The 19,953-nt window shown below is 66.3% G+C and carries 20 protein-coding genes and 1 pseudogene; 8 read left to right on the top strand and 13 right to left on the bottom strand.

Annotated elements, in window-relative coordinates; all coding sequences use genetic code 11:
• The first annotated feature begins 31 nt into the window (after nucleotides 1-31).
• Complete coding sequence (locus AB6724_RS15675) at nucleotides 32-2,179, top strand: DUF1631 family protein (protein WP_369339460.1); 2,148 nt, start codon at nucleotides 32-34, stop codon at nucleotides 2,177-2,179.
• On the opposite strand, the gene AB6724_RS15670 is transcribed toward AB6724_RS15675, so the two are convergent.
• Complete coding sequence (locus tag AB6724_RS15670) at nucleotides 2,176-3,204, bottom strand: P1 family peptidase (RefSeq protein WP_369339459.1); 1,029 nt, start codon at nucleotides 3,202-3,204, stop codon at nucleotides 2,176-2,178. The two genes, AB6724_RS15675 and AB6724_RS15670, sit on opposite strands and share 4 nt — an antisense overlap.
• Nucleotides 3,205-3,364: 160 nt before the next feature.
• On the opposite strand from AB6724_RS15670, the gene AB6724_RS15665 reads away from it, so the two are divergent.
• Entirely contained in the window at nucleotides 3,365-4,201 is an 837-nt protein-coding gene (locus AB6724_RS15665) for a MetQ/NlpA family ABC transporter substrate-binding protein (protein WP_369339458.1), read from the top strand.
• 64 nt (nucleotides 4,202-4,265) lie between these two features.
• Here AB6724_RS15665 and AB6724_RS15660 read toward each other — a convergent pair whose 3' ends face one another.
• Genes AB6724_RS15660 through AB6724_RS15650 form a run of 3 tightly spaced genes read right to left on the bottom strand, consistent with a single transcriptional unit; the run spans nucleotide 4,266 to nucleotide 5,834 of the window.
• On the bottom strand, nucleotides 4,266-4,526 hold the full coding sequence (locus AB6724_RS15660) for a hypothetical protein (protein WP_369339457.1): 261 nt from the start codon (nucleotides 4,524-4,526) through the stop codon (nucleotides 4,266-4,268).
• 23 nt (nucleotides 4,527-4,549) lie between these two features.
• The gene (locus AB6724_RS15655; RefSeq protein WP_369339456.1) at nucleotides 4,550-4,945 is read right to left on the bottom strand and encodes a nuclear transport factor 2 family protein; all 396 of its coding nucleotides are present in this window, start codon (nucleotides 4,943-4,945) and stop codon (nucleotides 4,550-4,552) included.
• Between the two features lie 4 nt (nucleotides 4,946-4,949).
• Entirely contained in the window at nucleotides 4,950-5,834 is an 885-nt protein-coding gene (locus AB6724_RS15650; protein ID WP_369339455.1) for an MBL fold metallo-hydrolase, read from the bottom strand.
• 146 nt (nucleotides 5,835-5,980) lie between these two features.
• Here AB6724_RS15650 and AB6724_RS15645 point away from each other — a divergent pair, with 146 nt between their 5' ends.
• Entirely contained in the window at nucleotides 5,981-6,952 is a 972-nt protein-coding gene (locus tag AB6724_RS15645) for a LysR family transcriptional regulator (protein WP_369339454.1), read from the top strand.
• A gap of 178 nt (nucleotides 6,953-7,130) precedes the next feature.
• Nucleotides 7,131-7,967 carry a MetQ/NlpA family ABC transporter substrate-binding protein gene (locus AB6724_RS15640; protein ID WP_369339453.1) on the top strand — a complete coding sequence of 279 codons (837 nt, stop codon included), beginning with the start codon at nucleotides 7,131-7,133 and terminating at the stop codon, nucleotides 7,965-7,967.
• 124 nt (nucleotides 7,968-8,091) lie between these two features.
• Here the strand turns inward: AB6724_RS15640 and AB6724_RS15635 are convergent, their stop codons facing one another.
• The 8 genes and pseudogenes from AB6724_RS15635 to AB6724_RS15600 form a co-directional block, all read right to left on the bottom strand.
• Nucleotides 8,092-8,448 carry a copper-binding protein gene (locus tag AB6724_RS15635; protein WP_369339452.1) on the bottom strand — a complete coding sequence of 119 codons (357 nt, stop codon included), beginning with the start codon at nucleotides 8,446-8,448 and terminating at the stop codon, nucleotides 8,092-8,094.
• Nucleotides 8,449-8,471: 23 nt separating this feature from the next.
• Complete coding sequence (locus tag AB6724_RS15630) at nucleotides 8,472-8,969, bottom strand: DUF411 domain-containing protein (RefSeq protein WP_369339451.1); 498 nt, start codon at nucleotides 8,967-8,969, stop codon at nucleotides 8,472-8,474.
• A gap of 17 nt (nucleotides 8,970-8,986) precedes the next feature.
• Nucleotides 8,987-9,468, bottom strand: a pseudogene (locus AB6724_RS15625) (cupredoxin domain-containing protein).
• A gap of 14 nt (nucleotides 9,469-9,482) precedes the next feature.
• A complete protein-coding gene (locus AB6724_RS15620; RefSeq protein WP_369339450.1) occupies nucleotides 9,483-10,865 on the bottom strand; it encodes a multicopper oxidase family protein in 1,383 nt (460 codons plus the stop codon).
• 1 nt (nucleotide 10,866) lies between these two features.
• Nucleotides 10,867-12,303, bottom strand: a complete 1,437-nt coding sequence (locus AB6724_RS15615) for a TolC family protein (protein ID WP_369339449.1) — start codon at nucleotides 12,301-12,303, stop codon at nucleotides 10,867-10,869.
• A complete protein-coding gene (locus AB6724_RS15610; protein ID WP_369339448.1) occupies nucleotides 12,300-12,638 on the bottom strand; it encodes a hypothetical protein in 339 nt (112 codons plus the stop codon). Before AB6724_RS15610 ends, AB6724_RS15615 begins: the two co-directional genes overlap by 4 nt.
• Nucleotides 12,639-12,752: 114 nt before the next feature.
• A complete protein-coding gene (locus AB6724_RS15605) occupies nucleotides 12,753-13,217 on the bottom strand; it encodes a hypothetical protein (protein ID WP_369339447.1) in 465 nt (154 codons plus the stop codon).
• Nucleotides 13,218-13,328: 111 nt separating this feature from the next.
• Complete coding sequence (locus AB6724_RS15600) at nucleotides 13,329-15,482, bottom strand: heavy metal translocating P-type ATPase (protein WP_369339446.1); 2,154 nt, start codon at nucleotides 15,480-15,482, stop codon at nucleotides 13,329-13,331.
• 39 nt (nucleotides 15,483-15,521) lie between these two features.
• Between AB6724_RS15600 and AB6724_RS15595 the strand changes: the two genes are divergently transcribed.
• The 4 genes from AB6724_RS15595 (at nucleotide 15,522) to AB6724_RS15580 (ending at nucleotide 18,623) form a co-directional block, all read left to right on the top strand.
• Complete coding sequence (locus AB6724_RS15595) at nucleotides 15,522-15,995, top strand: Cd(II)/Pb(II)-responsive transcriptional regulator (RefSeq protein WP_369339445.1); 474 nt, start codon at nucleotides 15,522-15,524, stop codon at nucleotides 15,993-15,995.
• Between the two features lie 57 nt (nucleotides 15,996-16,052).
• Complete coding sequence (locus tag AB6724_RS15590) at nucleotides 16,053-16,856, top strand: MlaE family ABC transporter permease (protein ID WP_369339444.1); 804 nt, start codon at nucleotides 16,053-16,055, stop codon at nucleotides 16,854-16,856.
• A 79-nt stretch (nucleotides 16,857-16,935) separates the two neighbouring features.
• Nucleotides 16,936-17,910, top strand: a complete 975-nt coding sequence (locus AB6724_RS15585) for an MlaD family protein (protein ID WP_369339505.1) — start codon at nucleotides 16,936-16,938, stop codon at nucleotides 17,908-17,910.
• A 56-nt stretch (nucleotides 17,911-17,966) separates the two neighbouring features.
• Complete coding sequence (locus AB6724_RS15580) at nucleotides 17,967-18,623, top strand: hypothetical protein (RefSeq protein ID WP_369339443.1); 657 nt, start codon at nucleotides 17,967-17,969, stop codon at nucleotides 18,621-18,623.
• An 87-nt stretch (nucleotides 18,624-18,710) separates the two neighbouring features.
• Here the strand turns inward: AB6724_RS15580 and AB6724_RS15575 are convergent, their stop codons facing one another.
• Entirely contained in the window at nucleotides 18,711-19,748 is a 1,038-nt protein-coding gene (locus AB6724_RS15575; protein ID WP_369339442.1) for a porin, read from the bottom strand.
• Nucleotides 19,749-19,953: the final 205 nt, after the last annotated feature.

Genomic DNA, 19,953 nt, shown 5'->3' with positions numbered 1-19,953 from the left:
GCTTCGGCTGGACAGGGTATTCTTGCGGGCTATGAGTCTCGCCCATGCATCCATCTCCGTGCTGCGCACCTGCCTTGTCCAGGCAGTGCGCGGCGCTGACGCCTTGGTGCTGAGGCTGATTCAGCGAACGGAATACGCGCTGGAGCAGACGCTTTCGGCCGGCTTTGCTGCGGCGCGGCGCGATGTACTCGGTGCTGCGCTGCACAACCTGCAGCAGCATCGCAGCTATCTGATCGGCAGCTATCCGCAGAACCTGCTGGAGGCCCTGGTCCTCTCGGCCAGGCAACCTTTTTCCTTCACGGCCCAGTCTTTCGATGCCGGCGGCGCCCAGCTCGCGCCCCTGGCCTCCATGGCGGCATCGGCCAAGCGGCAACTCCAGGCCGAGCAAAAACTGCTGCAGATGGTCGCTCCCCAGCTGGAACTGGCCCTGGCCGATCTGGATGCACTGATCAGCGGTGCGCAAGGCTTGGGATGGGTACAGCCCGAATGCAATCCCCTGCGCCCGGAAAACTATGTACGGGCGCTGGATCAGTCGCTGACGGCCGTGCAGCCCGCCACGGAGGTCGCCGATTGCTGGCGCGAATTCATGGGCCAGCAGCTGGGCAGCATTCTGGTGTCGGAGTACGCGCGCGCCACGGGCCTGCTGCGCCAGCAAGGCGTGCAGCCCGCGCAGTATGGTGTCGATCCGACTGTGGCGGGCAGCCCGCCACAATGTCTGCTCACGCTGCGCCTGCTGCAGGAAATGGCATCCGACAGGCGCTGGATCGATGACAGCCATTTCGCCGTCCCTCAGTCGCTGACGGACTCCATGCTGGCAGGCCTGCCCTGGGATGCCAAGGTTGCACCGGTCGACGGCCTGCAGACGGGCTGGACTTCCTATTCGGCCACGGCGCTGCAGACGATTCATCAGCCAACGACATTGAGCGGTATCGGTATGCCAAGCCAGGCGCCGCAGGCCCTGGCGCAGGTGCGCACGCTGCAGCGGATGATGGCGCATATGACGGGCGATGCGCGCCTGCTGCCGGCGGTACAAAGAGTTTTGCAGCGACTCGAGCCCGCGCTGCAGCGCCTGGTCGGACAGGACGCCGGCTTTTTTGATGACAGCCAGCATCCTGCGCGCCAGCTGCTGGACGAGTTGACGGCACGCAGCCTCTGGTTCTCCAGCGAGTCGGCCCTGGGTTTTGCGCATTTCATCGGCGTCGCCGAGGCCGCGGCGGGCAAGCTGGCCGGCCTGCCCCAGGCCGATGCCCAGGTGTTTGCGCTGGCGCTGCAATATATGCGCGAGCAATGGCCGCCCGAGGGGCGGGCCAGCAATATCGGCGTGCTCGGCTTGGGCGACGACGAGACCTCCACCCAAGGACTGATGAGCTCGGCCCTGGGCCTGATGGACCGGCAGATGGTCTCCGCCTTCGGCAAACCCGAGCCCGATACGCAGCGCATCGCCCAGATCATTCGCAATCTGCCCAGCGCCCGGGGCGTGCCCGAGGATATTCTGGATTTCGTGACCGGCCCCTGGGCCGGCGTGATCGCCCAGGCCCAGCAGCAGTCCGCCGATCCACAGGAGCGTGACCCCGGCGGCTATCTGGCCCTGGTGCCCAGCCTGCTGTGGAGCGTGTCCGCACAGGCCGCTCAGGACACATCCCGGCTGGTGGCCCTGGCCCCCAGGCTGCAGCGGCGTCTGGCGCGCGGCCTGCGCAGCGTGGGGCGCTCGGAGATGGAAATCGCGGCCCTGGCGGCGCGCATCGGCAGCCTGCAGCAGCGCGTGCTGGACATTGCCGAAGCCGCGGCCCGTGCCCGGCCGGCCCAGGCCGCCGATGTGCTGGACGAGCTGCCCAGCGTGCTGGCGGACCTGGAGGGCGGCGCCGAGTCCACGCCGCTCGTGTTGCAGGATGGGTTACCCGTGCTGACCGAGGTCGTGGAGCGAAAGCCGCTTGCCGCGGAAGCCGTTGTCGCGCCGCAGGCGGTGCTCGTGGCCGATGCGCCAAGCGGAGAATGGTCGCTGGGTACCTGGGTGGAATTGCACAACGAGCGCCAGCAGCTGCGCACCCGGCTCACCTGGGTCAGCCCGCAGCAAAGCCTGTTCCTGTTTACCGCAGAGGACGGCAGCACCCAGTCCATGACACGCCGCATGCGCGACAAGCTGCTGACCCAGGGGCAGCTGCGCAGGATCGCGGTCTAGACCGGCGCGCCGGCCTGGCGCTGCAGATCGCCATGGCTGGGCAGGATGGCCTGCCCCTCGACAGACACCGACTGCGCGAGCAGTATGGCGCGCGCCGTCGCTACGGCCACGGCCTCGGCGGCCATGGTGCACAGCGTCATCATGCCCAGGCTCTGGCCGCTCAGGCCCGTACCCAGCGCAAACAGGCTGTCGCCATCGCTCATGGTGTGCACGGGGTTGATGGCGCGGGCCAGTCCGTCATGGGCCACCACGGCCAGGCGGTGGGCCTGGGCCTTGGTGATCTGGGCATCGGTCGCCACCACGCCAATCGTGGTGTTGCTGCCCGCCAGCACGGGGCGCGGCTCCTCGCCAGCGAGCAAGGCGTTGCGCGTGCCGAGCAGCTGCCGCCCGTCGGCGCTGCGGGCGCCGGCCAGCAGCTCTCCCGTGAAGGGGTTGAACACGTCGCCCAGAGCGTTGCAGGCAATGATGGCGCCCACCGTCACCCCATTCACCGTGAAGCTGGCCGTGCCTATGCCGCCCTTCATGGCGCGTTCATGGCCGAAGACCTTGCCCACCACGGCGCCGGCACCGGCACCCACGCTGCCTTCCGCGGGTCGTGCGGTGCCGGCGCTCTCGCAGGCCGAATAGCCAGCGTCGGCATCGGGGCGGATGCGCATATCGCCCAGCATCACGTCAAACAGCACGGCAGCGGGCACCAGCGGAATCCGGCCCACGCCTATGTCCAAGCCCGCGCCTTGCTGCTCCAGCCAGCGTACCGCGCCCGTGGCTGCATCCAGCCCCCAGGCGCTGCCGCCGGCCAGCATGACGGCGTGGACCTGCTGCACCAGATTGCTGGGGTGAAGCAAATCGGTTTCCCGCGTGCCCGGAGCCGCACCGCGCACATCCACGCCGGCCACCGCGCCCTCGGCGCAGAGCACGGCCGTGCAGCCCGTGGGGCGGCGTGGGTCGGTGAACTGGCCTATGCGTATGCCATGGACGCGGGCGATATGCCCTTGGTGGGCCAGCAGATCATGGGAGGAATTCATGCACGGTTCCTGTGGATTGCTTATATAGTTTTACGGATAAACAGATGGATTTTTATTCTTTAGGGTTAGTCCGTAGGCGGTTCATACTCGCTCCATTGTTGCAGCGCAAAAGCCAATCCGCATCGCGCTGCTGAAGGTATTCGATCTCAAGGAGTGATTCATGTCCGCAAGTCTGTCTTTTGCCGCCGGCCGCCGCGCCGTGCTGGCCGCCGCTGCCCTGGCCTTTGCTGCCGCCCTCGCCACCCCGGCAATGGCCGATGATGGCGCCAAGAAAAACCTGCTGATCGGCGCCACCGCCGGCTCCAACTACGACCTGCTGCAAAAAGGCATACTGCCCCAGCTGCAGCAAAAGGGCTACAAGATCAAGCTGGTCGAGTTCAACGACTATGTCCAGCCGAATCTGGCGCTCAGCGACGGCTCTCTGGATGCCAACTTCTTCCAGCACCGTGCCTACTTTGACCAGTTCACCAGCGACCGCAAGCTGGCGCTGAGCGCCATTGTCCAGGGCCCTGTCGCCCCCATGGGTGTGTACAGCAAGAAGCACAAGAGCCTGGCCGACATCAAGAGCGGCGCCAAGATCGCCCTGCCCAACGATCCTAGCAATCTGGCCCGTGCGCTGCTGGTGTTGCAGCAAGCCGGTCTGGTCAAGGTCAAGGAAGGCGTGAACCCGGCGCGCATCTCCGAGCTGGATCTGGCCTCCAATCCGCACAAGCTCAAATTCCTGGCGCTGGAAGCGGCTCAGCTGCCGCGCGTGCTCGAAGATGCCGACTATGTGGTGGTCAACGGCAACTTCGCGGTTTCTTCGGGGCTGAAGCTCAGCGAGGCCGTGGTGCTGGAAAAGACGCCCGACCAGTATCTGAACGTGGTGGCCGTGAAGACCGGCAATGAAAACAGCCAGTGGGCCAAGGATCTGGCTGCTGCCTACCGTTCGCCAGAATTCAAGGCCGTGGTGGACAGCCAGTTCCCAGGCTATGCCAAGCCTGCCTTCCTGAAGTGAGCGCAGCCGGTGCAAAGCCGGCCGATTTGAACAAGGGGTCCGCTACGCCGGTCCCCTTTTTGCATCAGCAGGGTGGCGGCTCGTCCAGCGCGGCCTCGAACAGAGCCAGCTCCTGCGCCAGGGTGCCGCGCTGCCGAAAGCGCCTTCCCGCGCGTTCGTACCAGTTTTCGGCGTCTTCCAGATCGCCTTCCTGCAGATGCAGCAGGCCATGCAGCCAGGCTGCCAACGGGCTCTGATGCCGCTGCACCTGGTCATGGGCTGCGGCCCACTGGCCTGCCCGCAGCAGGGCGAGGATGCTGCGCAGGTCGGCTAGTTTATCGTTCATGGCCGCTCCTTTTCCGCGGGCGCTCAGTCGGCCCGCAAGGCCTGCCGCACCTGATGGCTGTCCACGACCTGCTCCATGCTCACGATCTTGCCGGCCTCAAGGCGGTAGAGATGGGCGAAGGCGGCGCTCATGGACTTGCCGCTGGCGCGATAAGTGCCCGAGTAGACGCCGAAGGCGGCCACATGGTCCGCGTCGGCCAGATAGGTATGGACCCGGGCCCGATAGTTTTCCCATTCGGTGGCCAGGCGCTGAAAGACACCGGCAACTATCTGCACTGGCCCCACATAGGTGCCCGCATAGGGAAAGCCGGCGGCTTCGGTCCAGCGGGCCTCGGGTGCCAGCACGGAGAGCAGATTGCCGCCGTTTTCTTCAGCAGTCCCTTCGTAGGTCGCCCGGATGATGTCGAGATTGCTCTCCATCGCATCAGCCCCACTTCATCTCGCCTTTGGCGACCTTGGCGCCGATCTGCAGTGCCGGCGCCAGGCCCGCGCCCGGATAGCGGCGGTTCATGGCGGCGATCAAGGCGTCGCTGTTGGCGGCCCTGGCCACTTCCTGCTCGAAGGCCAGCAGGTACTCGCGGGTGTAGTGAACGGCCGACACATCCAGCGCGCCGCCCGCGGCCATATGGCCCGGCACCACCACGGCGGGCTGGCGCGCGGCGATGGCTTCGAGGTTTCTGATCCAGGCCGAGCGCGCGGCCGGCGTCGGGGTGTCGGCCGTCCACACATGCAGGCCCGAGAAGATGAGCACGCCGCCGAACACTGCCTGCAGCGAAGGTACCCACAGGTAGCGGCGGTTGTCCATGCCCTGGGCCTTCACGATCTCGATGGCGTGGCCTTCCAGCGTCAGCAACGGGGCATCGAAGGCCTCGGGCAGAACGATGTCGGCCAGCTTTTGCGGTCCGTTTTCCTTGAGCTGGGGGGCCCAGGTGTCGATTTTCTTTTGCACGTTTGCGCGGATGGCGGCGAGGGTGTCGGATGCGGCGATCACCCTGGCCTGCGGAAACGCCGCCTTGATGGGACCCAGGCTGAAGTAGTAGTCCGGGTCGCTCTGGCTGACGTAGATGCTGGTCAGCGTCTTGCCCGAGGCCTTGATTTCCTCGGCCACGGCGCGGCCGTCGGACAGCGAGAAACCTCCGTCGATCAGCATGGCTTCCCGGGCACCCGACAGCAGCACCGGGGCGCGGAAGAAGCCTTTTTCGCCGGCGGGCAGATGCTTCCATTGCAGCGTGCCGGCCTGGCCCGAAGGGGCGGCGCAGCCCGCCAGTGCGGCGGCGGTGGTCAGAACGAAATCGCGGCGATTCAACATGGTGCTTCCTTCTAAAGATCGAGCAGAGGATGGATTTCAGGAACCGTCATGCAGGTTTTGCGCATGCCGGGCTTGGTTTCAAGCAGATGCAGCGATGGTAGGAAGAATGAATTGACAAATAAATAGCGATGAAATAGATAGGCTGTATGCAAAAAGCAAACAATATCGAAGAACCTGGCTCGGGCAACTTCGCCAACCTCAAGCGGCTGGCATATTTCGCGGCCGTGGTGGAGACGGGCAGTTTCACGGCCGCCGCCGACCGCCTGGGCATCACCAAGGCGGTGGTCAGCCAGCAGGTGGCCCGGCTGGAGCGCGAGTTCAGGACGAGTTTGCTGACGCGCACCACGCGCAGGGTGGCAGCCACCGACGCGGGCAGAACCTTCTACCAGCGCTGTGCGCTGATCCTCAAGGAGGCAGGCGAGGCCTTCGATGAGCTGGCCGAGGTGGCGTCGGAGCCTTCGGGCACGCTCCGGCTGACGGCGGCGCTGGACTACGGCATTACCGCCGTCGTGCCGGCCATCGCGGAGTTCACGCGCCGCTATCCGCAATGCAAGGTGGACGCCGTGCTCAGCGACCAGTCGCTTGATCTGATGTCGGGACAGGTGGAGCTGGCAATCCGCGTGGGCTGGCTGACCGAGCTGGGTCTGCAGGCCAGGCAGATCGGCAGCTTCAGACAACTGCTGGTGGCAGCGCCGTCCTTGGCTGGACGGGTGCAGGGCCTGAAAGAGCCCGGAGAGATCGAGGCTCTGCCCTTTGTCGCCAACACTGCGCTGCGCGAGCCCGCGTTCTGGAGCTTTGCGCACAGGAGCTCGGGGCAGCAGGGCGTGGCCGTTCACCCGCTCATCTCGCTGGACGCAACCCTCGCGGTGCGAGAGGCCGTACGCCAGGGCGCAGGCCTTTCGGTGCTGCCGGACTATGCGGTGGCCGAGGACCTGGAGGCCGGGCGCTTGATCCAGGTGCTGGCAGAGTGGAGGCTGCCATCGGGCGGAATTCATGTCGTGTTCCCGGCGGCGCGCTTCCGGGCCGCAAAGGTGAAGGCTTTTGTGGACTTGCTGATGGAAAGAGAGCGGCGAGCGGCCGCTCATGCGCTGCCCGCTGGCACGGGGTCGCAGAACTGAAGGCTCATGAGAAATGCGTTCGGTGAGGCTTATATGAATTTTTAGATAACGAGATTGATTTTTATTGTTTTGCGATTGCTCCGCTTGTCCGGATACTGCATCGGGTCGGCGCTTTCTGCCGTCGTTTCAAGGCCGTAGGCCGCAAGAGATTTCATTCAAGAAACAATAGGAGCATCTCATGGACTTTTCCTTCTCTGCAGCGCGGGCTCGCCGCCATTTTCTGGCCGTTGCCGCACTCGCCGTGGCCGGTGTGGCGGCTGTACCGGCTGCCGCGCAGGATGCCGGCAAGAAGCAGCTGGTGATCGGCGGCACGGCTGGCTCCAACATCGACCAGCTTCAGGCCGGCATCGTGCCCATACTTCAGAGGAAGGGCTACAAGGTCAAGCTGGTGGAGTTCAACGACTATGTGCAGCCCAATCTGGCGCTGGCCGACGGCTCGCTCGACGCCAACTTCTTCCAGCACGAGGTGTATTTCAACCAGTTCAAGGGCGACCGCAAGCTGGACCTGACGGCTCTGGTGCAAGGGCCGATCGCGCCCATGGGCGTGTATTCCAAGCAGCGCAAGTCGCTGGCCGAGCTCAAGGAGGGCGATCGCGTGGCCCTGCCCAATGACGCCAGCAATCTGGCGCGCGGCATTCTGCTGCTGCAGCAGGCCGGTCTGGTCAAGATCAAGGACGGCGTGAACCCGCTGCGGGTGTCGGAGCTGGACCTGGCCTCCAACCCCAAGAAGATCAAGCTCGTGCCGCTGGATGCTGCCCACCTGCCGCGTGCGCTCGACGATGCGCAGTACGCCATCATCAACGGCAACTTCGCGATTTCCTCGGGCCTCAAGCTCTCGGACTCGGTGCTGCTGGAGAAGACGCCCGAGCAGTATCTGAATATCGTGGCTGTCAAGACCAAGGACAAGGACGCGCAATGGGCCAAGGACCTGGCCGCCGCCTACCGCTCGCCCGAGTTCAAGGCCGTGGTGGACAGCAAGTTCGCCGGCTATGCCAAGCCGGCTTTTCTGCAATAAGGCGGGACCGTGCGCCTGAACTTCGCGGCCTTGAGGCGGCGCAGTGCGCGCTGCTCGATCGCTGCAGCTGCACTGCGGAATCGGGATGGCCCAGCCTGTGACGGCAGGGCCGCCTCAGGCGGGCCTACTCAGCGATGCGGATGCGGGTGATGCTCAGCGCGCCGCCATTCTCCTCGGCATGAAACAGCACCTTGTCGCCGGGCTTGAAGCCGGCCACCTGCGTGGCGTCCTTGAGTCCGAACACCATGGTCATGGCCGGCATGTCCAGATTCCTGATCTCCTCGTGGCGTATGGTGAGCTTGCCGCCGCGGGCGTCGACGCGCGTGACCTCGCCCACGGTCATCACGGCCTCGGCGCCGCTGGTGGCTGCGGCAGCAGGGGCCGCACCATGGTCGCCATGGGTGGAGTGATCCTGTGCCATGGCAGGGGCGGCCAGAGCCAGGCCAAAGGCTGTAATCAGGGAATAAAGCGTCTTGTTCATGGGTTCTTCTCCAAAAGAGGTGTTCAGCCGCGATAGCCGGTGAAAACGCTGGTGCTGACCTCGCTGTTCATCAGGTTCTTGGTGACCAGCAGCACCTCATACGGGTCTTTGCGGCCGCCGTATTCGGGTCCGTCCATGCCGGGGCTGCCCACGGGCATGCCGGGTACGGTCAGCCCCAGTGCCTTGGGCTTTTCCTTGAGCAGCTTGTGCACATCGGCGGCCGGCACATGGCCTTCGACCAGATAGCCGCCGACGAGAGCGGTGTGGCAGGAGCCCAGGCGCTGGGGCAGGCCCAGCTTGGCGCGCACGGCGTTGTTGCCCGTGTCGTGCACGGTCACGGCAAAGCCCGACTTTTCCATGATGGCGACCCAGTCCTTGCAGCAGCCGCAGTTCGGGTCTTTCCAGACCTCCATGGGAATCTTGGCGGGCGTAGCCGCCAGCGTGGGCAGGGCGGCGGTGGAGGTGAAAGCGGCGGCAGCGGCCAGCAGCCGCAAAGCGTGGCGGCGGTTGGTGGATTTCATAGTGGTCCTTTCTTTGCTTATTCGGTGACGGTGAAGCGGCCCGTCATGCCCGCCTGGTAGTGGCCGGCGATCAGGCAGGCAAAGTCAAACTGGCCGGTGCGGTTGAAGCTCCAGATCAGGTCTTCGCTTTTGCCGGGGGCCACAGCTCGGCATGCTCCATGCCCGGGTATCTGAGCATCAGCCGCGCATGCTCGTCGAGCGAGGCCTGGGTGCCCAGCACCAGCTCGTGCATGACCTGGCCCTGGTTCACCACGCGCAGGCGCAGGGTCTCGCCGCGCTTGACGTTGAAGTGGCCGGGCGCAAGGCGCATGTCGTCCGTCATGTTCAGCGTGATGGTGCGCTGCACCTCCCGGGCTTCGCCCGCAATGCCCCAGGCTTGCTGTTCTTTGATGCTGGGGGCTGAAGCATCTGCCGGGGAATGGCTGACATTGCCATGGGCGAAACTGCTGCCAGCGCCCATCAGCAAAGCGCAGGCTGCTATGAATTGCATGGTTTTCATGGTGAGCGTTTCCTTCAGTGGGCGTGGTGTGTGTCGTTCTCGGGCCGGCGCACGCTGGGTGCGCCGGGCGCCTGGCCTGGCGTGGTCTGGCGCGGTGCGCTGGCATCCAGCGGAGCGCCTTTCCATTCATAGGCTTGCGTGCCCTTGGGCTGCGGGTACCAGCCGGGATCGCGGTAGTCGTTGGCGCCCAGGTTTTTGCGCACCTTGAAGCTGGTGAACATGCCGCCCATCTCGATAGGGCCGTAGGGGCCTTTGCCGGTCATCATGGGGAAGGTGTTGTCGGGCAGCGGCATCTGCATGGTGCCCATATCGCCCATGCCGCGCTCGCCCATCAGCATGTAGTCGGGCACGATCTTCTGGATCTTGCCCACCAGGCCGCGGTGGTCCACGCCGATCATGGTGGGCACGTCGTGACCCATGGCGCCCATGGTGTGGTGGCTCTTGTGGCAGTGGAAAGCCCAGTCGCCGGGCTCATCGGCGATGAACTCCACCTGGCGCATCTGACCCACGGCCACATCCGTCGTCACCTCGGGCCAGCGCGCGGTCCTGGGCACGAGGCCGCCGTCGGTGCCCGTGACCTCGAACTCATGGCCGTGGATATGGATGGGGTGGTTGGTCATGGTCAGATTGCCCACGCGTATGCGCACCTTGTCGCCCTGACGGGCTACCAGTGGGCTGATGGCGGGGAAGGCGCGGCTGTTGAAGGTCCAGATATTGAAATCCGTCATCTCGTTGATGCGCGGCGTCATGGTGCCGGGCTCGACCGCATAGGCACTGAGCAGGAAGGCATAGTCGCGCTGCACCTTGTCGATCAGCGGATGGGCTGTCTTGGGGTGGGTGATCCACAAGCCCATCATGCCCATGGCCATCTGCACCATCTCGTCCGAATGCGGGTGATACATGAAGGTGCCTGGGCGGCGCGCCTCGAACTCATAGACAAAGGTCTTGCCCGGTGGAATATGCGGCTGGTTGAGTCCGCCCACACCGTCCATGCCATTGGGCAGGCGTTGGCCATGCCAGTGGATGGTGGTGTTTTCGGGCAGGCGGTTGGTGACGAAGATGCGCACCCGGTCGCCTTCGACGACCTCGATGGTCGGCCCCGGCGACTGGCCGTTATAGCCCCACATATTGACGAAAAAGCCGGGCGCGACCTCGCGCACCACGGGCTCGGCTACGAGGTGGAACTCCTTGACGCCGGCATTCATGCGCCAGGGCGTGGTCCAGCCGTTGAGCGTGACCACGGGGCGGTAGGGCCGGCCATTGGGCGGGGCCAGCGGCGCTGCCGTGTCGGCGCTGCTCTGGATGACGGGCTCGGGCAGCGCGGCCATGGCGACACGGCTGACGGAGGCGGCGGCGACTGCGGTGGCGGCGCCGGTGAAGAAGTGACGGCGTTGCATATCAGTGGCCTGCTTCGGTGCTGGCAGCAGGGGCTGCCGTGGTGGTGAGGGTGGGCGATGTACCTGGTGATGTGCCGCTCAGGGCCAGTTGCAGATCGGTCTCGGCCAGCCAGAAGTCGCGCTGGGCTTCGGTGGCCGTCACCACGGCTTGGGTGGTACCGCGCGCCTGGGCCAGCAGCTGCCACACGCTCATGAACATGCCGTTGTAGCGGTAGACGGTCTCTTCCTGCATCAGCTGGGCCAGCGGCAGCACCTCGGCCTGTTGCTGCTGGGCCAGGTCCCAGGCCGTGCGGTAGGCCAGCCAGTTGCTGCGCGCCTCGCTGCGCGCGCGTATGGCGTTGTCGCGCAGCAGTGCTGCGCTGCGCAGCACCTGATTGCGGGCCATGCCGCGCGCGGCAAAGCCCCAGTCGAACAGCGGCAGCGGCACGTCGAGCTCCCAGCCCTGGGTCTTGTCGCTATGGCCGGTGGCGCGTTCGGTGGTCGTGTTGTTGCTGTAGGTGGCGCCGATATCGCCAAAGATGCTGCCTATGGTGGCCCAGCCCTGGCGACCGGCGCTCACCTCCAGATCGCGGCGCAGTGCGCCCAGATCCAGCCGCTCGCGCAGTGCCGTGGCCTCGGCGTCGTCGCCGCTGCGCAGCTCTTTCGCATCCTTGGGGATGGCGGGCAATTGATCGGGCAGCTTGAAAGCCAGCTGCGATCCCCACAGGCCCATGCGGCGTGCCAGCTGTTCGCGTTCCAGCTGCGCATTGAGCCTGGCGCGCGCCAGCTGGGCTGCGGCCTGCTGCTGCTGGGCCAGCTCTCTGGCCTGGTCCAGCTTGCTGAAGTTGCCGACCTGGGCCATGCGGCGGGCCAGCTCTCCACCCAGGGCGGCGGCCTCGTGCATGCGCTCGTTGGCGGCCAGCGCCTGCTCGGCGGCCACGGCGCGCAGCCAGGCGCGGCGCGTGTCGGCGGCCAGCAACAGCACCTGCTGGGCCGCCGTCAGCGTGGCCTGTTCCATCTGCCAGCCCTGCCAGCGGCTGCGCCAGGGCAGGGTGATGAGCTGCACCAGGCCAAAGCTCAGCTGGCGCTCGATCTCGCGCTCATGGCCGCTATGGAAGCGGCCAAAGGTGAAGCTGGGGTTGGGCAGGGTCAGCGCCTGAACGCGCTGCGCGTCGGCGATGCCGAGCTGGGCCAGCTGGGCCTGCAGACCGGGGTTGCCCAGCAGCGCGATGCGCACGGCGGTGTCGGCATCGATAGGTGCTTTCAGCCAGTCGGCGATCCTTGCCTGCGCATCCTGCTGGGCCTGGGCGTCCGGCGACGGCAGTTGCGCCCCGGTCGGCAAGCGGCCTTCGATGTGCTTGATCACGTCGCCGCGCAGTCCGTCGGGGGAGACGCTGGCGCAGCCCGCCAGTGCCAGGGCCGCCAGCAGCGCAGCGGCGGTGAGGGCCGGACGCTTCATGGCTGGCCTCCGTGGCTGGGTGCGGCCATGCCCGCGGGCTGGCCTGCGGCGGCAGCCCGGGCTTTTTCCCACTTGAGCACATCGGCATGACCGCGCGGAAACTCGGCCACGGCGGCGTTGGCGGCCTTCCAGTCGCCGGGCTGGGCCACGATGGCGCCGCTGGCGGCCAAAGGCTGGTGGCGCAGGGGCAGAGTGGGCGCCGAGGGGCTGAAGACCTTGTCGGCGGCAGTTGAGGGAGTGGCCTGGGCCGGTGTGCCGGACTGGGCAGGCAGGCTGAGCGCAGCCAGGGCTGCGACGGCCGTGGTCGTCAAAAAAATGGGATGCGCTGGGCGCATGGGGATTCCTGTCGTCTAAAACCAAGAGAAGGTCCGCAGGTTTGAGACGTTTCACGCTCAAGCCCAGACAGCAAGCGCGCAGGCTGCTATCAAAATGCGGACGCACCTAGGGCGTCAGAGTGCAGAAATCGGTGGTTTGACCAGCTCGGCAGGCGCGGCGCTGGCAAAGCGCTCCGTGCCGTGGATCGACAGTTCGGCGCGCATTTCACCGGGGCTCAGAGCCGTGAACTGTGGGTTGGCGAGTGTCGAGTGGCAGATGCCGCAGGCCGTGCAATGGCCTTCATGCTGGTGGCAGTCGCTGTTGCCGGCATCGGCGCTGCAGACTGCGGCGGTGTTCGGCACCGCGCCATGGTGCGGGCCCATGTCGTGATGGCCGGATGGCCGGGCATCCGTCAAGGGGTCTGCAGGCGCGTGATGCAGGCTGTGGGCCATGGCCACCATCTCGTCGAGGGCCCGGGCATGGACCTGGGCATGGCCCGCATGCAGGGGCTGGCCGCTCAACTCCATGGCCATGGCGTCGCCCGCCAGACCGCGCAGGGCCAGCAGCACAACCATGAACAGGGACAAAAAGCGGCGCATGGGGTGAATGATAGCGACGGGCGGGGTTTAGTTCCCGGCCCGGCTCCACAAAATCACAGAATAGAGAGCTGCCGGCGCTCATCCACAAAGGGCTGAAGGCCGATTTCCCTCTCAGCTGCGTTCGCTCCCCCAGTGGCGCAGGCGCAGGCCATTGGCCACGACGAGCAGGCTCACGCCCATGTCGGCGAGCACGGCCAGCCACATGCTGGCGTTGCCGCTGAGGGCAAGCATGAAGAAGGCCAGCTTGATGCCCAGGGCCAGGCCTATGTTCTGCCACAGCACGCCGTGGGCGCGCTGTGATAGATCGACCACATCGGGAATGCGGCGCAGGTCGTCGTTCATGAGCACCACATCGGCGGTCTCCATGGCCATGCCCGTGGCATGCATGCCGCCCATGGCAAAGCCTATGTCGGCCTGGGCCAGCGCCGGCGCGTCGTTGATGCCGTCTCCCGTCATGGCCGTGGGGCCGATGTCGCGCTGCAACTCGCTCAGGGTCTTGAGCTTGTCCTCGGGCAGCATATTGCCGCGTGCATCGCTGATGCCTGCTTCCGCGGCCACCGTGCGCACGGTGGCGCTGTTGTCGCCGCTGAGCACAATGGGCTTGACGCCCAGCGCCTGCAACTGCGCCACGGCGGCCTTGGCCTGGGGACGCAGCGGGTCGGCCACGGCAAACAGCGCCTGCACGCCCTGGCTGTTGGCCAGCAGGGTGACGGTGCGGCCCTGCTGCTCCTGCTCGCCGAGAGCGGCCTTGAGCTCCGCGCTGTCCCAGCCCTGCTCGCCCACCCAGCGCAGATTGGCCAGCGTCCAGAGCTCGCCATCGACCTGGGCCTGCACGCCGCGCCCGGGCAGGGCCTGCAGTTGCTGGGCTTCGGCAAAGCCCTTGCCGACCAGGGTTTCCAGTCCTTGGGCGATAGCGCGCGATACGGGGTGATCGGAGCGCGATGCCAGAGCATAGGCGCGCGCGGCCATCTCGGTGCCTGCCGCGTCGCTCCAGGTCTTCCAGTCCACCAGCCGGGGCGCGCCAGTGGTCAGGGTTCCGGTCTTGTCGAGCGCAATGGCCTTGAGGCCGCGGGCCGACTCCAGAGCGCTGCCGCCCTTGATCAGAATGCCGCGTCGGGCGGCAGCCGTGAGGGCACTGACCACGGTGACGGGAGTGGACAGGACCAGGGCGCAGGGGCAGGCGATGACCAGCAGGGCCAGGGCCTGATAGGCGGCCTGGTGCCAGGCCCAGCCCATGACCCAGGGTGCCAGCAGGCCCAGGGCCACGGCCAGAATCAGTACGATGGGGGTGTAGATCTCGGCAAAGCGGTCGACAAAGCGCTGGGTGGGCGCCTTGGAGGCCTGGGCCTGCTCCACGGCATGGACGATGCGTGCAATCAGGCTGTCATTGGCCGGTGCCATGACGCGCAGATGCAGCTCGCCGTCCTGGTTGATCGATCCCGCGTAGAGCGCATCGCCCGGGCCTTTGTGGGCCAGAGCGCTTTCGCCGGTGATGGGCGCCTGGTTGACCGAGCTTTCGCCTTCGGTCACCTCTCCGTCCAGCGGCACGCGCGCGCCCGGCGTCACGCGCAGCACGGCGCCCAGCGGGACCTCGCTGGCGGCCAGGCGCTGGGTGCTGCCGTCGGGCTGCAGCACGTCGGCGGTCTCGGGCGCCAGCTGCAGCAGGCTGCGAATCGCCAGGCGGGCCTTGTCCATGGCCTGGTCCTCGATGCGCTCGGCCGCTGCATACAGGGCCATGACCATGGCGGCCTCGGGCCACTGGCCGATGATGAAGGCGCCGGTGACGGCCACGGCCATCAGCGCGTGGATGCCCAGCCGCAAGCGCAGCAGATCCTTGAGGCCGGCTTTGTAGACGCCCAGGCCCGACAGCGCTATGCCCAGCACGGCCAGGGCCATGCCCAGATACTGCAGCGCGGGACTGGCGCCGTCGCCACCCAGCCAATGGCAGGCCTCGGCCGCCAGGGCGGCGGCCAGTGCCGCGTAGATGCGCGGCCAGCCGGGCAGCACGCCATGGTCGTGGCCGGCATGGGCGTCATGCCCATCCCCGTGCTGGTGTGCCTGGGGATGGGCCGGTTCGCCGAGCGTGAAAGGGGCGCAGCAGCCCGTGCCGCAGGAGGAGGCCGGCAGGGCTGCCACGGCCGCATTCGGCTGGGCGGGGTGGTGATCGTGCGAATGATCATGGCCGTGATGGCCGTGATGGCCGTGATGGCCGTGATGGCCGTGATGGCCGTGATGGCCATGGCTGGACGGGCTTTCTTGCTTCATGGCAGTATTGAAAACAATAAAGTCACTTCAAGGTCAAGCATGGCGATCAAACCCAGCGACATTCCGCGCTGGCGCATTGGCGAGGCGGCCAAGCGCTCCGGCATTGCGGCGGCCAATATCCGCTATTACGAGAAGGAAAGGCTGCTCTCGCCCGGCGTGCGCGAGGACAACCAGTACCGGCTCTATACCGATGGCGATGTGCATAGGCTGCGCTTTATCCGCCTGTGCCGGGCCATGGACATGTCGCTTCATGAAGTACGCACCCTGCTGGCGCTGGACGGGGCAAGCAAGGCCGACTGCGTGGCCGCCAACGAGACCCTGGACGCCCACCTGGGCCATGTGCGCGAGCGCCTGGCCGAGCTGCGCGCGCTGGAGCATGAGCTGCTGCAGCTGCGCAGCCAGTGCGATGGCACGGACAGCTACTGCCACATCATCGAGGCCCTGCACGCCCAGGCCGATGAGCCGCTGCCCGAGACCCTGCTGGCCGGCACGGCCGCAAAGCGCCATGTCTGACAAGACTCTGCCGAACGATGCAAGCCCGAGACTTGAAGCGGACGCTATCATTCCTGCATGAGCTGGAGTGAGACTACCCTCAAGCTACCGGGTCGCCTCTGGGCGGCGCTGGGCGCACAGGCCCTGGCCTGGTGGCGCAGCATCTATCTGACCGCCGTGATTCTGGTGCTGGTGCTGTCGCCTTCCAGCTATGGGCGCGGCGCGCGCGGCATGTTGCTGGGACAGATGTATGCGCAGACCATGCCCGTGCTGGCCGGCTTTACGGCGCTGGCCGCACTGCTGTGTGCGGTGATCGCGCGCATCGTGATCGTCACCGCGCAAAGCTATGGCCTGTCGCGTTATGCGCTGGACCTGGTGGTGCGCGTGATGGTGATAGAGCTGATCCCGCTGACGGCGGCGCTGTTCGTGGCCATGCGCTGCACCATTCCCGCGGGCGTGCAGGTGGTGCAGCTGCGCATGCGCGGCCAGCTGGCGGCCTGGAAGGCCCGCGGCGTGGACCCGATTCGCGCGGCCCTGGTGCCGCGCGCGGCCGCGGGCGTGTTTGCGGCCATCACCCTGGCGGCGCTGAGCTGCATGGTGGCGCTGGTGACCGTGTACTGGAGCGTCTACGGCTTCAGCCTGGCCGGGTTTGGTGCCTACACCCGCATCTTCGGCCAGATCTTCGCGCCGTCGCTGACCCTGGTGTTCGTGCTCAAGACCTGGTTCTTCAGCCTCACCGTGGCCGTCATGCCCATGGCTTCGGCCCTGTATACGCCGGTGGCGCGGCACAGGCAGGGCGGGGCGGAGCTCGGCGGGTTTGCGCGCATGTTTGCGGTGCTGCTCCTGATCGAGATGGTCTCGCTCATGGGCAACTATTACTGATGAGGACGCAGCAATGACCGATAGCCGGCACGATGCTGAGCGACCGACGGGGTCGGGGACGAGCGGGGCCGTACCCCGGATGGCGGAGGAGCAGCTGATCGACGAGGAGCTGCTCCACCTCAAACCCGTGGCCCATCTGCGCGCCAAGGCGGCTGCGCTGCTGCTGCTGACCCTGCTGCTGATCCTGGGCGCAGCCGGTTATCTGCTGTATGCGCGCGGCGTGTTTGAGCCCACGCAGCGCCTGGTGCTGACCGCCGACGATTCCGAAGGCGTGATCGTGGGCATGGACATGACGTTTTCCGGCTTTCCCATAGGCCGGGTGCGCGAGATCCAACTGGCCGAAGACGGCTCGGTGCGCATCCTGGTAGATGTGCCCGAGAAGGATGCCCATTGGCTGCGCCAGTCCAGCGTCTTCACCCTGGTCAAGGGAATCGTGGGTGGCACCACCATCAAGGCCTATAGCGGGGTGCTGACCGATGCGCCGCTGCCGCCGGACTCCGTGCGCCCGGTGCTCAGTGGCGATGCCATGGCCGAGCTGCCGCAGATCATCAATTCCGCCAAGGAGCTGCTGGCCAATGTGGCGGCCATGACCGCCTCGGATTCGGCGCTCGGCGCGTCGCTGGCCGAGGTGCGCAAGCTGGCCGAGCGCATGCAGGGCCAGGGCGGTGCGCTGAGCGTGGTGCTGGGCAGCGACGAGGAGGCAAAGAAGGTGGGGGTGCTGCTGGAGCGGGCGAACTCCGTGCTGGGCCGCATGGACCGCATGGTGGCGCGCGCGGACAGCCAGGTCTTCGACGCCAACGGGGTCATGCCCCAGGTGCGGGTCACGGTCGAGCAGCTCAATGCCCTGCTGGCCGATACCCGCAAAAGCATGGCCAAGGTCGATGCCGTGCTGGCCGATATGCAGGTGGTAGGCGGCAATGCGCGTGAGGCATCGACGGACCTCGTAGCTCTGCGTGCCGAGGTGGAAAGCAATCTGCTGCGGCTCGAGTCGGTGCTCAACGATTTGCAGCGCAAATGGCCGTTTGCCCATAAGCCGGAGCTGAAACTGCCATGAACCCAGATTTTTGCAATAAAGCGCCTGCAACCAAGGTCTGTAAAGCGCTGGCAGCTATGGTTGTCGTAGTGGTTGCGGGCTGCGGCAACCGGCCGCCGGCGCCCGACTGGGCCCTGAATGCCGAGGCCGCGGCCCAGAGAGCCGGGAGCGCCTATCTGCAAGGCCAGCAGCGCATCGAAACCCTGCAATGGCAAACAGCGCGCCAGGCCGTGGCCAGCACCGGCCGGCCGGATCAGGCGGCCAGGCTGGAGCTGATGCGCTGCGCCGCCAGGGTGGCCAGCCTGGACTGGAATGGCTGCACCGAATATGAGGGGCTGGCCCAGGACGCGACGGCCGAGGAGCAGGCCTATGCACGCTATCTGCATGCACAGCCTCTGGCCCAGGATCTGGCTTTGCTGCCGCAGGCCCAGCGTGCCGTGGCCGCGCGGCTGGCCGCGGGGGGCTCGGCGGACGACAGCCTGCTGGACGCGGTGGCCGCGATCCCGGAGCCCCTGTCCAGGCTGCTGGCCGCCGCCGTGCTGCTGCGCGGCGGTGCCGCATCGCCGCGGCTGCTGCAACTCGGTGTCGATACCGCATCTTCCCAGGGCTGGCGCCGTCCTCTGATGGCCTGGCTGCTGCTGCAGCTCAAGGCCGCGCAGCAGGCCGGCGACACGGCGGCAGCTGCGCCACTGGAGCGGCGGCTGCGCCTGCTGGATGCCTCGGCACCCAAATAGGCCAGAGCCCAGGACGTTCCAAAGAAAAAAGCGAGGCCATGGCCTCGCTTTTTTGGGGCAGGCGCCGGACCTGCCGTCGTCCGTCGCTTAGAAGCGGTGACGGATGCCGGCGATCAGGCTGGTGCCGGTCTTGGGAGTGGCATCGCTCACGCGGTCATACATCAGAGCGGTGTAGACATCGGTGCGCTTGGACAGGAAGTGGTCGTAGCCCAGCGTGGCGGTGGTGCGGGTGGCGTCGGTGGCAGCCTCGTACTTGGTGCGGGCCACGGCAGCCTTGACGGTGCCAGGGGTGCCGGCCACGGGAATGTCCAGACCCAGCGAGTAGGTCTTGCTCTTGCTGTCCAGATCCTTGACCTTGGCCTGACCATAGGTTGCATAGAGCTTCACCAGGCTGAAGTCATAGCTGCCGCCGAGCATCCAGTCGGTCTTGGTGGGCATGACAACGCCGGCGCCGGGGTTGGTGATCTGGTCGCGCTCGTAGAAGGCGGTCAGGCTCAAGGGGCCGCTGGAGTACAGGGCGTTCACGCCCACGTTCTTCTTGCTCTTGTTGCCGGAGGTCGACTGCTCGCCGAACTGGTAGTACACGTTGGCGGTCAGGCCGCTGAAGTTGGGCGTCGTGTAGACCACCATATTGCTCCAGCCGGTGTCGGCGGGGGTGGTCAGGCGAGCGCCGCCCCAGGCTGCCGTGGGCGTGTTGGCGTGCAGCACCAGAGGCGAGATGGTGAACGAATCGCCAAAGGGGTTGGTCAGAATCGTGGGCAGGAAGTTGGGAGCCTTGTCGCGGCCCAGGCCGATGCGGCCGAAGCTGCCGTTCAGGCCGATGTTGGCATCGCGCGAGAAGAAGGTGTCGCCGGGGAAGCGGCCGGGCTCGCCGGTGTCCATGCGCATGAAGGAGGTGATGTTGAAGTCGACCTTCAGGCCGCTGCCCAGGTCTTCGGTGCCCTTAAGGCCCCACCAGGAGGTGGTCATGCCGCCGGAGCCCACGACCGACTTGCGATCCTGGCCGGCCATCTTGACGGAGCCGGCATACATATCGGCCAGGCCGGTCAGCTGCACATTGCTCTGAGCGTAGGCCGCACCAGTGCCGGCCAGGGCCGCAGCCATGGCGATGAAAGTCTTCTTCATGGAGTTCTCTCTTGTTGAGTGTTTGAGTTTCGTTTGGAAATATAGCGGCGCCAGGCGCAATCCCCGGGCCCGGACGTCGCAGAAACCAATGAAATCATCGTTTCGACGAGATGACAGTGGTTTTTTCACATCAGCAGGGCAGGGGAAAGTACCTGTATGCACCCCTTGGTGCGCGTTGCACCGCAGGCAGCGATCCGGCGCAGTG

The sequence above is a fragment of the Comamonas guangdongensis genome (assembly GCF_041079535.1).
Classification (GTDB): domain Bacteria; phylum Pseudomonadota; class Gammaproteobacteria; order Burkholderiales; family Burkholderiaceae_C; genus Comamonas; species Comamonas guangdongensis.
The sequence above is the reverse complement of the archived record's forward strand: the minus strand, read 5'-3'. Positions and strand labels throughout refer to the sequence as shown.